This window comes from Streptomyces sp. NPDC048278, from assembly GCF_040652195.1.
Classification (GTDB): Bacteria; Actinomycetota; Actinomycetes; order Streptomycetales; family Streptomycetaceae; genus Streptomyces.
Genome location: NZ_JBEZLP010000004.1, coordinates 359,671 through 374,237 on the forward strand (window position 1 = coordinate 359,671; position 14,567 = coordinate 374,237).

The following is a 14,567-nucleotide window of genomic DNA, read 5'->3' on the forward strand; positions in this document are numbered from 1 at the left end:
AACGTGCGCCCCGATGCGTTGCGGATGCATCTCGAACCGGCCACGGACCAGGGGTTTCGAGGCCGGAGGGAGATCGTCCGGTGATCTAGGAGACGATGTCCTTGCGGGCGAAACCCCGGAAGGCCAGGGCGAACAGCACCAGGGCGTACGTTATGGAGACGGCCGTGCCCTGGATCATGCCGGACCACTCCAGGTGGGGTTGTACGGCGTCCGCCCAGGCGAACTGCCAGTGCGCGGGCAGGAAGTCGCGCCAGTGGCCGAGGGCGGTGACCGCGTCCAGGACGTTGCCGACGATGGTCAGGCCGACCGCGCCGCCGACCGCGCCGAGCGGGGCGTCGGTCTTCGTGGAGAGCCAGAACGCGAGGCCCGCGGTGACCAGTTGGGACAGGAAGATGTACGCGACGACGATCGCGAGGCGCTGGGCCGCGGTGGTGGTGTCGAGTGAGCCGCCGGTGGGGATCTGGAGCGGCCCCCAGCCGTAGGCGGCGGTGCCGACGGCCAGGGCGACCAGCGGCAGCAGGATCATCGCGGCCAGGCTGAGGCCGAGCGCGACGACCAGCTTGGACCAGAGCAGCCGGGCCCTCGGCACGGGTGCCGCGAGCAGGTAGCGCAGCGAGGACCAGCCGGCCTCGGAGGCGACCGTGTCCCCGCAGAACAGGGCGACCGGGATGACCAGCAGGAAGCCCGCCGACACGAACAGGTTGACCGCGGCGAAGTTCGCGCCGGACGCGGTGGCCGTGTCCAGGAGGGTGACCTGGCCGTTCTCCCTGCCCGGCTGGCCGCCGATGGCGAACGCGATCAGCAGCACGAACGGCAGTACGGCGAGGATCCCGCCCATCACCAGGGTGCGGCGGCGCTTGAGCTGGCGGACCAGTTCGACGCGGAGCGGCAGGGTGCGGCCGGCCCGGTAGCCGGAGGCGACCGCGGCCTTCTCGGTGAGGGTGCCCGTGCTGCTCATGCGGAACCTCCGATCAGGGTCAGGAAGGCGTCTTCCAGACGGCGGTGCGGACCGACCGACGCCACCGGCACGTCGAGCCGGACGAGTTCGGCGACCAGACGCGGAGCGCTGCCGCCGGGCTCCATGCGGACGAGCAGGCCGTCGTCCGTGCTGGTCACGGAGGCCACGCCGGGCAGCGCGGCCACCTTCTCCACGACCGGCTCCTCCACGGGGGTGCCGGTGCCGACGAGGAGGGTGTCGCCGGAGCCGATGATCTCGGCGACCGGTCCGGCCTGGACGAGCCGGCCGCGGTCCATCACCACGAGGTGGGTGCAGGACTGCTCGACCTCGGCGAGGAGATGGCTGGAGACGATCACGGTACGGCCGGCGGTCGCGTAGCGGATCATCACCTCGCGCATCTCGCGGATCTGCGGCGGGTCGAGGCCGTTGGTGGGTTCGTCGAGGATGAGCAGGTCCGGCAGGCCGAGCATGGCCTGGGCGATGGCGAGGCGCTGCCGCATGCCCTGCGAGTAGGTGCGGACCGCGCGGGCCAGCGCGTCGCCGAGGCCGGCGATCTGCAGGGCCTCTTCGAGGTGGGCGTCCTCCGGGGGGCGCCCGGTGGCCTGCCAGTACAGCTCCAGGTTCTCCCGGCCGGACAGGTGCGGGAGGAAACCGGCGCCCTCCACGAAGGCGCCGACCCGGGAGAGGACGGGGGTGCCGGGGCGGATGGCGTGGCCGAAGACCCGGATCTCGCCGCCGTCCGGCTTGATCAGCCCCATCAGCATGCGCAGGGTGGTGGTCTTGCCCGCGCCGTTCGGGCCGAGGAGGCCCAGCACCTGGCCCTTCTCGACGCGGAAGGACAGCTCCCGGACCGCGTACCGGTCGGTCGAGCCCTTGTAGCGCTTGCTCAGGTCCGTTATCTGGAGCGGGACTTCGGCGAGCGCCGGGTCGGCGGCCGGTCCTGCGGTGCGGCGGCGGCCGGTGAACAGCAGGGCGAGGGCGGCCAGCGCGCCGGCCGCCGGCAGCCACCACACCCAGGCGGGCAGCGGTGCGGCGGCCGTGTCCACCTGGGGTGCCGTCGGCACGCTCAGGGGGCTCTTGAGGGTGACGGTGTAGGTGGCCGGGGCGGTCGGGGAGGCGTAGCCGAGGTCGGTGGAGGCGAGGACCAGGCGGAGCCGGTGGCCCTTCTGCACCTCGTGGTCGATGGCCGGGAGGGTGATCGTGACGTCCTGGCCGGCCTTGGCGCCCTCGACGCGGACGGGGGCGACCAGCTGGGAGGGCAGCACCTGCTGGGTGCCGTCGGGGCCGACGTCGTACACCTTGCCGAAGAGCACGGCGTCGTCGGCGGTGGAGGTGAGGTGGACGGTGGCCGTGGGGGCGCCGGTGATCTGCACGTTGTCGGTCATCGGTGCCGAGTCGAAGCGGGCGTACTGGCCCGGGAAGTCCAGGGAGACGCCGACGCCGAGGGAGGAGAGCTGGGAGAGGCCGCCGCCGCCGAGGCCGGGGAGCGCGGAGACCGCGGGCGGGCTGGCGCCGGCCGGGTTGTCGACGCGCTGGGTGCCGCCCTTCAGGGCGATGTCCTTCCGGTCGCTCTCCAGGCCGGGGTAGCTGTCGGCGGTCGCGCCGCGCAGCTGGGCGGCGCCGTCGGTGGAGTCGACGCCTCCGGTGCGGGTGACGCGGAAGGCGGGTCCGGTGTCGGTGGCCTTCTCCCCCTTCAGGTACCGGTCGAACCACGACGTCACCCGGCCCTCGACGCGGCTGGTCTCCAGGTCGCCGCCGTCGTGGCCGCCGGCGATCCAGTCGACGTCGACGGGGGCGCCGTTGGCCTTGATGGCCTTCGCGGCGGCGTCGGACTGGTTGAGCGTGAAGAGGGAGTCGGTCTGGCCCTGGAAGAGCAGCGTCGGCACCTTGATGCGGCTGCCGACGGCAGACGGTGAGCGTTCTTCGAGGAGCTTGACGGCAGCCGCGTCCGGCTTGCCCGACTCGGCGACCCGGTTGTACATCGCGCACAGCTCGGGCTGGAAGTCGGCGCAGCCGCCGCCGGTGTTGAAGAAGATCCCGGCCCAGAGCTTCTTGAAGACGCCGTTCGGGAACAGGGCGTCGGAGAGGTTCCAGTACGTGATGGACGGGGCGATGGCGTCGACCCGGTCGTCGTAGCCGGCGGTGAGGAGGGAGATCGCGCCGCCGTACGAGCCGCCCGCCATGCCGACGCGCGGGTCGCCGGGCTTGTCGAGCTGGACCTGGGGCTGCTCGGCCAGCCAGTCGATGAGCTTGGAGACGTCGGCGACCTCGCCCTTCGGGTCGTTGAGGCCGATCTTCCCGGTGGACCTGCCGAAGCCGCGGGCGGACCAGGTGAGGACCGCGTAGCCGTCGCGGGCGAGGTCCTCGGCCTCGGTGCGCATGTCGTCCTTGCTGCCGCCGAAGCCGTGGGCGAGGAGGACGGCGGGGCGTCGGCCGGTGCCGGCGGCGGTGAAGAACGAGGTGTCCAGCCGCACCCCGTCCACTGCCATGACCTGGTCGGTCCGGTGCACCGGGGTCGGGTCGTCGGAGGCGACGGCCGTCCACGTACCGGCGCCGGCCAGCACGACGACGACGGCCGCGGCGGCCAGCAGCCGTCGCGGCCGTCCGAGCAGCGCTCGTAGGCCGGGGGGTCGAAGATCCATGCTTCAACGGTACGGGCCCGCACGGACATCCGATGCCGACGGTGGGCTGAACAGCGGGCCATCCCCGAGGAGTACGAGCCCGTCCCCACATACTTCGCCCGCGGTACACCGACCCACCACCGGCCCCGCTCCCGCCGCCGCACCCAGTCCCGTGGATTCCGGCGGCGCCGAACCGGCCGGTGGATCCCCGCGGGCCCGGTGGGGGCCGGTCGCGCAGTTCCCCGCGCCCCTGAGGCCGGGCATCCGCCCCGGCACTCACAACCCACCCGCCGCTGCACCGCCCGATCCCCACCACCCCACCCGATCCGGTCGCCCCATCCCATCCCGCCGCAACGGCGATCAGACACGACGGCGGAATTCGGCGGCGCCGAACCGGCCGGTGGATCCCCGCGGGCCCGGTGGGGGCCGGTCACGCAGTTCCCCGCGCCCCTGAGGCCAGGCATCCGCTCCGGCACCGCCGGGCTCGGCCGCCGGGCGTCAGGCCTGGGTGTCGTCCGGGATGGAGACGACCCAGTGGGTTTCCTTGCGGGGGCGGAGGTAGAAGGCCCAGTAGAGGGTGGCGGCGGCGGTGATGCCGCCGGTCCAGAGGAGGTAGGTCGTTTCCTGCTGGGTGAGGATGTAGGCGAGGACGACGATGAGGAGGAGGGGCATGGCGGGCCAGAGGGGCATGCGCCAGGCGGGGGTGTGCTTGTGGTGGCCGCGGCGGGAGAGGAGGGCGGCGACGGCGACGAGGAGGTACATGCCGGTCACCGAGACGCCCGTGACGCCGTAGAGGGTGTCGAGGTTGACGAAGCAGAGCACGGCGCCGGGGACGCCGACGGCGAGGGTCGCGACCCAGGGGGAGCCGAAGCGGCCGAGGCGGGACAGGGCGCTGTTGACCGGGGCCGGCCAGGCCTTGTCGCGGGCCGAGGCGAACAGGACGCGGGAGTTCTGGATGACCATGACGATGCCCGCGTTGATGATCGCGAGGGCCACGCAGAGGCTGACGAAGGTGCCGACCGCCGAGTTGGACCAGGCGGTGACCATGGAGCTGATGTCGCCGCCGGTGAGGGCCTTGAGGTCGGTCGCGCCCATGGTGATCGCGGCGACCGGGACGAGGATGACCACCGTGGAGATCGCGAGGGTGGCGAGGACCGTGCGGGCGACGTTGCGGCGCGGGTTCTCCAGTTCCTCGGAGAGGTAGACCGCCGTCGAGAAGCCCTGGGTGACGAAGAGGGCGATGGCCAGGCCGGAGACGACCAGCATGGCGGTGACGGTGGTGGTGTGGCCGCCGGTGTCCGCGACCTGCATGGAGGTGAGGCTGCCGACGCCGCGGTGGCTGTGGGAGAAGCCGAGGACCGCCACCACGCCTGCCGCGATGACCTCCAGGACCAGGAAGATGCCGGTGATCCAGGCGTTGGCGCGCAGGTCCAGGAGACCGGCGAGGGTCGCGAGGAGCATCACGCCGGCGCCGGTCATGGCCGGGTCGAGGTGGACGATCGGGGCGAGGTAGTCCGCCGTGCCCATCGCGATCACCGGCGGCACGATCATCACGACGAGGAGGGAGAGGACGAAGACCAGCCAGCCGGCGAGGCGGCCCGCCATCGTGGAGACCATCGCGTACTCGCCGCCCGCACTGGGGATGAGGGTGCCCAGCTCCGAGTAGCAGAAGGCCACGGCGATACAGAGGAGGGAGCCGATGGCGATCGTGAGGGCGGTGGCGGTCCCGAGCGAGCCGAACAGGTCGGGGACGACCACGAAGAGCGTGGAGGCCGGGGTGACGCAGGAGAGGGTGAGCAGGGTGCCGCCGACCACGCCGATCGAGCGCTTGAGCTTCTGCGGGCTGTCCGAGACCTCCGCGGAGGCCGTCTCAACAGGGTGGAGCGTGTCGGTCATGAAGCGGTTCCGATCGACTTGAGCGGCGAGGAATGTCGGCCGGGAGTGCTATCGCCTCCGGCGGCTCGTCTTGTGCGTCTCTTCGTCCGCTCCCGGTTGCGATGCATGGAACCCCGACGAAAACCATCACGTCAATGGTCGTTAACCTACGGAATCCGTAGATCTACTCGGCGTTTTCCGCGTAAACGGCAGCACCAGGGGGGCCATTCCATGGCGTCGGCCCGTACGGGAATCGCAGCACCGGCGTCAAAAAAACATGAGGACGTCCGGTATCCGGACCTGTCAGTGTGTCCCGTTAGAGTCATCGACAGCAGAACTCACAATCGAATCACAGCAATGGGTGGGGACTCATGAAGCTGAAGTACACCGCTGCCTGGGTGGGGTTCACGGCGGCGGCGATGGTCGCGGTGTCCGCGTGCGGTTCCGACGGCGTGAAGTCGGCGTCCTCGGCCGTGAACAACGCGGACAAGATCATGGCGCTCCTGTCGCACGCGACCGACCGGACCGACAAGCTCGGCTCGGCGAAGGTCAGGATGAGCACCGACAGCGGCACGGGCACCCCGATCACGATGGACGGCACCTTCTCCTGGGGGGACGGCCTGGCGATGGACGTCCGGATGGACACCAAGGCCGCCAACATGCAGGCGCTCCAGCACAGCGCGACGATCCGGACGCTGTTCGTGAAGGGCGCCTACTACTACAACGTCGACCCCCAGCCCTCCGGCCCGCTCAAGGGCAAGGAGTGGATGAAGGTCGACGCGTCGGCGCTCTTCGGCGCCAAGGGCGCCCAGGCCTTCAGCGGGAGCAGCGAAGGCAACCCGGCGGCCATGATGAAGTACCTCAAGTACACGAGCGACGTGAAGGACCTCGGCAAGGAGACCGTCGACGGGCAGAGCACGGCCCACTACCGGGCCGTCGTCGACCAGGCGCAGCTGGGGAAGTACAAGGACGCCTACGGCAGTGACGGCATGAACGCGCTGACCGGCGGCGCCACCTCGGTGACGATGGACGTGTGGATCGGCGCCAAGGACCTGCCGGTCCGCCTGAAGGAGGACTTCGGCAAGGCGACCGTGACCATGGACTTCGAGAAGTTCGGCGCCACCGCCCCGGTGCAGGCCCCGCCCGCCGCCCGGACCGCCGACCTCACCAAGGCGGTCGAGGACGCGCGGAAGAAGCAGAGCTGACTCCGGAAACGCCGGTGCCCCGGCCCTCCTCGGAGGGACGGGGCGCCGTACGGCCTCAGTGGTTGCGCGGGAAGCCCAGGTCGACGCCGGACGGGGCCTCGGACGGGTCCGGCCAGCGGGTGGTGACGACCTTGCCGCGGGTGTAGAAGTGCGTGCCGTCGTTGCCGTAGATGTGGTGGTCGCCGAAGAGCGAGTCCTTCCAGCCACCGAAGGAGTGGTAGCCGACGGGGACCGGGATCGGGACGTTCACGCCGACCATGCCGGCCTCGATCTCCAGCTGGAAGCGGCGGGCGGCGCCGCCGTCCCGGGTGAAGATCGCCGTGCCGTTGCCGAACGGGGAGGAGTTGATCAGCGCCACGCCCTCCTCGTACGTCTCCACGCGCAGGACGCACAGGACCGGGCCGAAGATCTCGTCCTGGTAGGCCTTGGCGGTGGTGGGCACCTTGTCGAGCAGCGAGATGCCGATCCAGTGGCCGTCCTCGAAGCCCTCGACCGTGTAGCCGGTGCCGTCCAGGACGACCTCGGCGCCCTCGGCGGCGGCGCCGGAGACGTAGGAGGCCACCTTGTCGCGGTGGACGGCCGTGATCAGCGGGCCCATCTCGGAGGTGGGGTCGTTGCCGGGGCCGATCTTGATCTTCTCGGCGCGCTCGCGGATCTTCTCCACCAGCTCGTCGCCGATCGCGCCCACGGCGACCACGGCCGAGATGGCCATGCAGCGCTCGCCGGCCGAGCCGTAGGCGGCGGAGACGGCCGCGTCGGCCGCCGCGTCCAGGTCGGCGTCGGGGAGCACCAGCATGTGGTTCTTGGCGCCGCCGAGGGCCTGGACGCGCTTGTGGTTGGCGGAGGCGGTGGTGTGGATGTAGCGGGCGATCGGCGTCGAGCCGACGAAGGAGACCGCCTTGACGTCCGGGTGCTCCAGGAGGCGGTCGACGGCCACCTTGTCGCCGTGCACGACGTTGAAGACGCCGTCGGGCAGCCCGGCCTCGGCCAGCAGCTCGGCGAGCTTGAGCGAGGCCGAGGGGTCCTTCTCGGACGGCTTCAGGACGAAGGTGTTGCCGGTCGCGATGGCGATCGGGAACATCCACATCGGGACCATCGCCGGGAAGTTGAACGGCGTGATGCCCGCGACCACGCCCAGCGGCTGGCGGATCGAGGAGACGTCGACGCGGGACGCGACCTGCGTGGACAGCTCGCCCTTCAGCTGCACGTTGATGCCGCACGCCAGGTCCACGATCTCCAGACCGCGGGCGACCTCGCCGAGGGCGTCGCTGTGCACCTTGCCGTGCTCGGCCGTGATCAGCTCGGCGATCGCGTCCCGGTTGGCGTCCAGCAGGGCGCGGAAGCGGAACAGGATCTCCGTGCGCTTGGCCAGCGAGGACTGGCCCCAGGTCACGAAGGCGTCCTTGGCGGCGGCGACCGCGGCGTCGACCTCGTCGACGGACGCGAACGCGACCTTCGTGGTGACCGCGCCGGTGGCCGGGTCGGTGACCGGCCCGTAGTTGCCCGACGTGCCGTCGACGGACTTGCCGCCGATCCAGTGGTTGACGATCTTCGTCATGACCGGTTACTCCTTCACAGATGGCGGCGTCGGGTGGAGACGTGCCGTTCGTAGAGCTCACGTGCCTTGACCGCGGCTGATCGGGTCGCGGTCTCGGCCACAGGTACATCCCACCAGGCCTGCGCGGGAGGCGGGCCCGACACAGTGTCGGCCGTTTCGGTCTCCACGTAGACACATGTGGGAGTGTCGGCGGCCCGCGCCTCGGCGAGCGCCGAGCGCAGGTCGCGGACGGTCTTCGCGCGCAGGACGCGCATGCCGAGGCTGGCCGCGTTGGCGGCCAGGTCGACGGGGAGCGGGGCACCCGTGAAGGTGCCGTCGTCGGAGGGGAAGCGGTACGCGGTGCCGAACCGCTCGCCGCCCACCGACTCGGAGAGCCCGCCGATGGAGGCGTAGCCGTGGTTCTGCACCAGCAGCACCTTGATGGCTATCCCCTCCTGCACGGCGGTGACGATCTCGGTCGGCATCATCAGATACGTCCCGTCGCCGACCAGCGCCCACACGTTCCGCTCCGGCGCCGCGAGTTTCACCCCGATGGCGGCCGGTATCTCGTAGCCCATGCAGGAGTAGCCGTACTCCAGGTGGTACTGGTCCCGGGACCGGGCCCGCCACATCCGGTGCAGGTCGCCGGGGAGCGAGCCGGCCGCGTTGATCAGTACGTCGGTGTCGTCGACGAGCGCGTCCAGGGCGCCGAGGACCTGCGGCTGGGTCGGCCGGATGTCCGGCTCGTCGGCCTCGTAGCAGGCGTCGACGCGCTGTTCCCAGCGCTCCTTGTCCTCGGTGTACTCGGTGACGTACGAGTCGGCGGTGCGGTGGCCGTCGAGGGCCTGCTTCAGCTCGGTGAGAGCGCTGCGGGCGTCGGCGACCAGGGGCAGGCCGGCCAGCTTGTGGCCGTCGTACGCGGCGATGTTGAGGTTGAGGAAGCGGACGTCCGGGTTCTCGAAGAGGGTGCCGGAGGCCGTGGTGAAGTCGGTGTAGCGGGTGCCGATCCCGATCACCAGGTCGGCGGTGCGGGCGAGTTCGTCGGCGGTGGCGGTGCCGGTGTGGCCGACGCCGCCGACGTCCTGCGGGTGGTCCCAGCGGAGCGAGCCCTTGCCGGCCTGGGTCGAGGCGACCGGGATGCGGGTGGCCGCCGCGAACTCGGCCAGGACGGCCTCGGCGCGGCTGTGGTGGACCCCGCCGCCGGCGATGACCAGGGGCCGGCGCGCGGTCCTGACCGCCGTCACGGCCGCGGCGAGTTCGGCGGGGTCGGCGCCCGGCCGCCGTACGGTCCACACCCGCTCGGCGAAGAACTCCTCCGGCCAGTCGTACGCCTCCGCCTGCACGTCCTGCGGGAGGGCGAGGGTGACGGCACCGGTCTCGACGGGGTCGGTGAGCACCCGCAGGGCGGCGAGGGCGGAGGGGATCAGCTGTTCGGGGCGGTTGATCCGGTCGAAGAACTTCGAGACGGGGCGGAGGGTGTCGTTGACGGACACGTCGGCCGCGTGCGGGACTTCGAGCTGCTGGAGGACCGGGTCGGCGGGGCGGGTGGCGAAGACGTCGCCGGGGAGGAGCAGGACCGGGAGGTGGTTGACGGTGGCGAGGGCGGCGCCGGTGACCAGGTTGGTGGCTCCCGGACCGATGGACGTCGTCACGGCGTGCGTGGCGAGCCGGTTGGACTGACGCGCGTAGCCGACCGCCGCGTGCACCATGGCCTGCTCGTTGCGGCCCTGGTGGAACGGCATCTCGTCGCCGTGCTCCAGGAGCGCCTGGCCGAGGCCGGCCACGTTGCCGTGGCCGAAGATGCCCCAGGTGGCGCCGATCAGGCGGCGGCGCTCGCCGTCCCGCTCGGTGAACTGGACGGCGAGGAAGCGGACAAGCGCTTGCGCGACGGTCAACCGAATCGTCATCGGTAGCCCTCCGTATGGTCCGGGTGGAAGCAGATCCGCCACTCCCGCGTCGCACCGGGCCCCGCCATGACGTTCAGGTAGTACATGTCGTGCCCGGGCTGCGCGATCGACGGGCCGTGCCATCCGTCGGGAACGAGCACGGCGTCGCCGGAGCGGACCTCGGCGAGGACGTCCGTACCGCCCTCACGGGAGGGGAATACGCGCTGATACCCGATACCGTTCGGTCCGTCGATCTCGAAGTAGTAGATCTCCTCCAGCTCCGACTCCTCGCCGGGCCGGTGCTCGTCGTGCTTGTGCGGCGGGTACGAGGACCAGTTGCCGCCGGGCGTGATCACCTCGACGGCGATGAGCTTGTCGCAGTCGAAGGCGGACGCGGAGGCGAAGTTGCGCACCTGCCTGGCGCTGGTGCCGCTGCCGCGGTCTTCGACGGGGACCTCCGGCGCGGGGCCGTAGCGGGCGGGGAGTTGTCGCTCGCACTTCGCTCCTGCCAGGGCGAAGCGGCCTCCCGCGCCGGAGGCGATCTGGACCTGGGCGTCCCGGGGCACGTACGCGAAGTCGGAGACTCCGCTGAACACGCTTTCCCGGCCCAGGATCTGGAACTCGTTTCCCTCTGTTCGCACCGTACAACCGCCCTGTAGCGGAAGCACGATCCACTCGCTGTCCCCGGTGGTGAACAAATGCGTTCCGCCCGGGGGCAGTTCGACGATCCTCAGGCTGCTGTGCGCCCAACCGGCCCTCTTGGGGTCGATGTCGAGCGCGTACTGGGCGTTCGCGGTCGAACCCTTGGTGAGGTGCAGCTCGTTGGTCGTCATCTTCTCGCCCTCACAGGAGTCCGACAGCGGTGTCCACGGCGGCGGCCACGTCGCCGTCCGCCGGGTACAGCAGCGAGCGGCCGACCACCAGGCCGCGCACGGTGGGGAGTTGCAGGGCGCTGCGCCACTTCTCGTACGCACCGGCTTGTTCCTCGACGGAGCCCCCCACTTCGCCGCCGAGCAGCACGGCGGGGAGCGTGGACGTCTCCATGACCTGGGCCATGTCGTCGGGGTTGTCGGTGACCGGCACCTTCAGCCAGGTGTAGGCCGAACTCCCGCCGAGGCCGGAGGCGATGGCGATGGACTTGGTGACCGCCTCGGGGGACAGGTCGTTCTTGACCTTGCCCTCGGGGGTGCGCCTGCTGATGAACGGCTCGACGAAGACCGGCAGCCGGCGCGCGGCCATGTCGTCGATGGCGCGGGCCGTGGACTCCAGGGTGGTGAGGGAGCCCGGGTCGTCGTAGTCGATGCGCAGCAGCAGCTTGCCGGCGTCGAACCCGAGGCGCTGTATGTCCTCGGCACGGTGTCCGGTGAAGCGGTCGTCGAGCTCGAAGGAGGCGCCCTGCAGTCCGCCGCGGTTCATCGAGCCCATGACGACCTTGCCGTCGAGGGCGCCGAGCAGGAGCAGGTCGTCCAGGATGTCGGCGGTGGCGAGGACACCGTCGACGCCGGGCCGGGACAGCGCCAGGCAGAGCCGTTCGAGCAGCTCGGCCCGGTTGGCCATGGCGAGTTTGTCGCCGCCCACGCCGAGGGCGCCGCGGGCCGGGTGGTCGGCGGCGACGATCATCAGCTTGCCGTCCTCGTTGAGGAGCGGACGGCGGACGCGGCGGGTGGCCGCCTCGGCGATGGCCTCGGGGTGGTGGGTGCGGGTGTGGACGAGCGCGGAGACGTCGACCTTCACCTGCGGGGCGGGGACGCCGTCGCCGTCGCCGTCACCATCACGGGGGTGCGCGCCCGCGACGCGGCCGGCCCTCACAGCACCGCTCCGGCGGCGAGCGCGGCGTCGATCTCGTCGCCGGTCGGCATCGCGGAGGAGCACTCCAGACGGGAGGCGACGATGGCGCCGGCGGCGTTGGCGTGCCGCATGATCTTCTCCAGGTCCCAGCCTTCGAGGAGGCCGTGGCAGAGGGAGCCGCCGAAGGCGTCCCCGGCGCCGAGGCCGTTCAGCACGGTGACGGGCAGGGGCGGGACCTCGGCGGAGTCGCCGTCGCGGCTGACCGCGAGGACGCCCTTGGGGCCCTGCTTGACGACGGCGATCTCGACACCGGCGTCGAGGAGCGCCTGGGCGGCGGCCTGCGGCTCGCGTACGCCGGTGGCGACCTCCACCTCGTCGAGGTTGCCGACGGCGACGGTGGCGTGCTTGAGCGCCTCGGCGTAGAACGGGCGGGCCGACTCGGGGTCCTTCCAGAACATCGGCCGCCAGTCGAGGTCGAAGACGGTCGTGCCGGACTTGGCGCGGTGGGCGAGGGCCGCGAGGGTCGCCGTGCGGCTGGGCTCCTCGCTCAGGCCGGTGCCGGTGATCCAGAAGATGCGGGCCGCACGGACGGCGTCGAGGTCCAGGTCGTGGGCGTCGATCTCCAGGTCCGGGGCCTTGGGCTGCCGGTAGAAGTACAGCGGGAAGTCGTCCGGCGGGAAGATCTCGCAGAACGTGACCGGGGTGTTCAGGCCGGGGACCGCGGTGACCCAGCGGTCGTCCACGCCGAAGCCCTGGAGTGCCTCGTGCAGGTAGGCGCCGAAGGCGTCGTCACCGGTGCGGGTGATGACGGCGGTGCTGCGGCCGAGGCGGGCCGCGGCCACGGCCACGTTCGTCGCCGACCCGCCGAGGAACTTGCCGAAGGACGACACCTGGGCGAGCGGGACTCCGGTCTGGAGCGGATAGAGATCCACCCCGATCCGCCCCATGGTGATCAGGTCGTACGCCATCGGCTTCCCTTCGTCATGGCTCTCCCGTGGTTTGTAGTCCGGGAGGGGAGGTCGTGTCAATGGTTTGTCCGGACATTCTGACGAGAAGCGGTGGCTAGGGGCCGACAGCGCCTACGGGGGCGGGGGTGCGGTGAGTGGGCGGGTGCGGGCCGGGGGTGGCTGGTCGCACAGTCCCCCGCGCCCCTTCGGGGCGCCGATGTCAACGCGCCCCGCCGATGAGCCGGCATGTACCTATGCCCCGGCTGTGTCACAAACTCCCCCCTTGTGTCACACATGTCACGCATACGCGGACTCTCGGTCACACCCGGTTCACAGCCACTTGCGGACAGTCACGCTCCGTCGTTCACCGGGCACAGGCTTTGTGATCGCCAGCGCAGCGCCCGGCTCCCCCGACGACCGCCTCAGGTCGCCCCCGCGGTGCGCGCAGGGAGGTGCATCCCATGACCGACCGACGGCTCTGGTCCTACAAGGAGATCGCGGCGCACATCCGGGTGCAGCCGGACACCGTCCGGTCCTACCGCAAGCACGGGCTGCTGCCGCCGCCGGACCATGTCGAGGGCGGCAAACCCTACTGGTACGCCGACACGGTCCGGGCCTGGGTCGCCTCCCGGCCGGGCAACCGGGGGCGCAGAGACATCTGAGCCCGGTCGCGGGGGCCCGTCAGGCCCAGGGCTCGATGACCGTCACCCCTGCCGCCGGCGCCGCGCCCATCGCCGCGAGGGCCGCCGGGGCCGCGTCCAGGGTGATCGCCGAGGTGACCAGGAGGTCGGGGCGGAGGGTGCCGGCGCGGACCAGTTCGAGCATGGCGGGGTAGGTGTGGGCCGCCATGCCGTGGCTGCCGAGGAGCTCCAGCTCCAGGCCGATCGCGCGGGCCAGCGGCACGGGGGTGTTGCCGTCCGGGGACGGCAACAGGCCCACCTGGACGTGGCGCCCGCGCCGGCGCAGGGAGTTCACCGAGGCGGCCGAGGTGGCGGGTGAGCCGAGGGCGTCCAGGGAGAGGTGGGCGCCGCCGGAGGTCAGGTCGCGGACCACCGCCGCGGGGTCCCCGACGTCCGACGCGTTCACGGCGTGGGCCGCGCCGAACTTCCTTGCCAGGTCCAGGGCTTGGGGCGACACGTCGACCGCCGCCACCCGCGCCCCCGACGCCGCCGCGATCATCACCGCGGACAGGCCCACGCCCCCGCAGCCGTACACCGCCACCCACTCCCCCGCCGCGGCCCTGCCCTGCTGCACCACCGCACGGAAGGCGGTGGCGAAGCGGCAGCCCAGGGAGGCGGCGGTGGCGTACGACATGTCGTCCGGGATCGCCACCAGGTTCACGTCGGCGTGGTCCAGCGCCACGTACTGGGCGAAGGAGCCCCAGTGGGTGAAGCCGGGCTGGGTCTGGCGTTCGCAGACCTGCTGGTCGCCGGCCGCGCAGGACGGGCAGCTGCCGCAGGCGCAGACGAAGGGGACGGTGACCCGGTCGCCGGGGTGCCAGGCGGTCACTCCGGCGCCGACCTCCTCGACGACCCCGGCCAGTTCGTGGCCGGGGACGTGCGGGAGGGTGATGTCCGGGTCGTGGCCCTGCCAGCCGTGCCAGTCGCTGCGGCAGAGGCCGGTGGCCTCCACGCGGACGACCACTCCGTGGGGGGCCGGGCGGGGGTCGGGGACGTCCCGTACCTCGGCGGGGGTCGCGTAGTGGTCGAAGACGACTGCTCGCATCGCGCGGGCTCCTTTCGGGGGCTGC

At 71.6% G+C, this 14,567-nt stretch carries 11 protein-coding genes; 2 read left to right on the forward strand and 9 right to left on the reverse strand.

Annotated elements, in window-relative coordinates; translation table 11 throughout:
• Positions 1–85: 85 nt before the first annotated feature.
• The 3 genes from AB0D74_RS10265 to AB0D74_RS10275 form a co-directional block, all read right to left on the reverse strand.
• Positions 86–958, reverse strand: a complete 873-nt coding sequence (locus AB0D74_RS10265; protein ID WP_362582721.1) for an ABC transporter permease — start codon at positions 956–958, stop codon at positions 86–88.
• A complete protein-coding gene (locus AB0D74_RS10270) occupies positions 955–3,600 on the reverse strand; it encodes a CocE/NonD family hydrolase (RefSeq protein ID WP_362582724.1) in 2,646 nt (881 codons plus the stop codon). Before AB0D74_RS10270 ends, AB0D74_RS10265 begins: the two co-directional genes overlap by 4 nt.
• A gap of 477 nt (positions 3,601–4,077) precedes the next feature.
• A complete protein-coding gene (locus AB0D74_RS10275; RefSeq protein WP_362582727.1) occupies positions 4,078–5,475 on the reverse strand; it encodes an APC family permease in 1,398 nt (465 codons plus the stop codon).
• Between the two features lie 350 nt (positions 5,476–5,825).
• On the opposite strand from AB0D74_RS10275, the gene AB0D74_RS10280 reads away from it, so the two are divergent.
• Entirely contained in the window at positions 5,826–6,659 is an 834-nt protein-coding gene (locus AB0D74_RS10280; RefSeq protein ID WP_362582730.1) for a hypothetical protein, read from the forward strand.
• A gap of 55 nt (positions 6,660–6,714) precedes the next feature.
• Here AB0D74_RS10280 and mmsA read toward each other — a convergent pair whose 3' ends face one another.
• The 5 genes from mmsA to iolC all read right to left on the reverse strand — a co-directional run bounded on the left by mmsA (position 6,715) and on the right by iolC (position 12,838).
• A complete protein-coding gene (gene mmsA / locus AB0D74_RS10285; protein ID WP_362582733.1) occupies positions 6,715–8,217 on the reverse strand; it encodes a CoA-acylating methylmalonate-semialdehyde dehydrogenase in 1,503 nt (500 codons plus the stop codon).
• A gap of 14 nt (positions 8,218–8,231) precedes the next feature.
• Positions 8,232–10,103: a 3D-(3,5/4)-trihydroxycyclohexane-1,2-dione acylhydrolase (decyclizing) gene (iolD, locus tag AB0D74_RS10290; protein WP_362582736.1), complete on the reverse strand. Its 1,872-nt coding sequence runs from the start codon at positions 10,101–10,103 to the stop codon at positions 8,232–8,234.
• Positions 10,100–10,915: a 5-deoxy-glucuronate isomerase gene (gene iolB, locus AB0D74_RS10295; RefSeq protein ID WP_362582740.1), complete on the reverse strand. Its 816-nt coding sequence runs from the start codon at positions 10,913–10,915 to the stop codon at positions 10,100–10,102. Before iolB ends, iolD begins: the two co-directional genes overlap by 4 nt.
• Before the next feature lie 10 nt (positions 10,916–10,925).
• Positions 10,926–11,816 carry a deoxyribose-phosphate aldolase gene (locus AB0D74_RS10300; protein ID WP_362583093.1) on the reverse strand — a complete coding sequence of 297 codons (891 nt, stop codon included), beginning with the start codon at positions 11,814–11,816 and terminating at the stop codon, positions 10,926–10,928.
• A 71-nt stretch (positions 11,817–11,887) separates the two neighbouring features.
• The gene (gene iolC, locus AB0D74_RS10305; RefSeq protein WP_362582743.1) at positions 11,888–12,838 is read right to left on the reverse strand and encodes a 5-dehydro-2-deoxygluconokinase; all 951 of its coding nucleotides are present in this window, start codon (positions 12,836–12,838) and stop codon (positions 11,888–11,890) included.
• A gap of 440 nt (positions 12,839–13,278) precedes the next feature.
• On the opposite strand from iolC, the gene AB0D74_RS10310 reads away from it, so the two are divergent.
• Complete coding sequence (locus AB0D74_RS10310) at positions 13,279–13,479, forward strand: MerR family transcriptional regulator (protein ID WP_189261342.1); 201 nt, start codon at positions 13,279–13,281, stop codon at positions 13,477–13,479.
• 19 nt (positions 13,480–13,498) lie between these two features.
• Here the strand turns inward: AB0D74_RS10310 and AB0D74_RS10315 are convergent, their stop codons facing one another.
• Positions 13,499–14,542 (reverse strand): zinc-dependent alcohol dehydrogenase family protein, encoded by a 1,044-nt coding sequence (locus tag AB0D74_RS10315; protein WP_362582747.1) that lies wholly within the window; start codon positions 14,540–14,542, stop codon positions 13,499–13,501.
• Positions 14,543–14,567 lie beyond the last annotated feature (25 nt).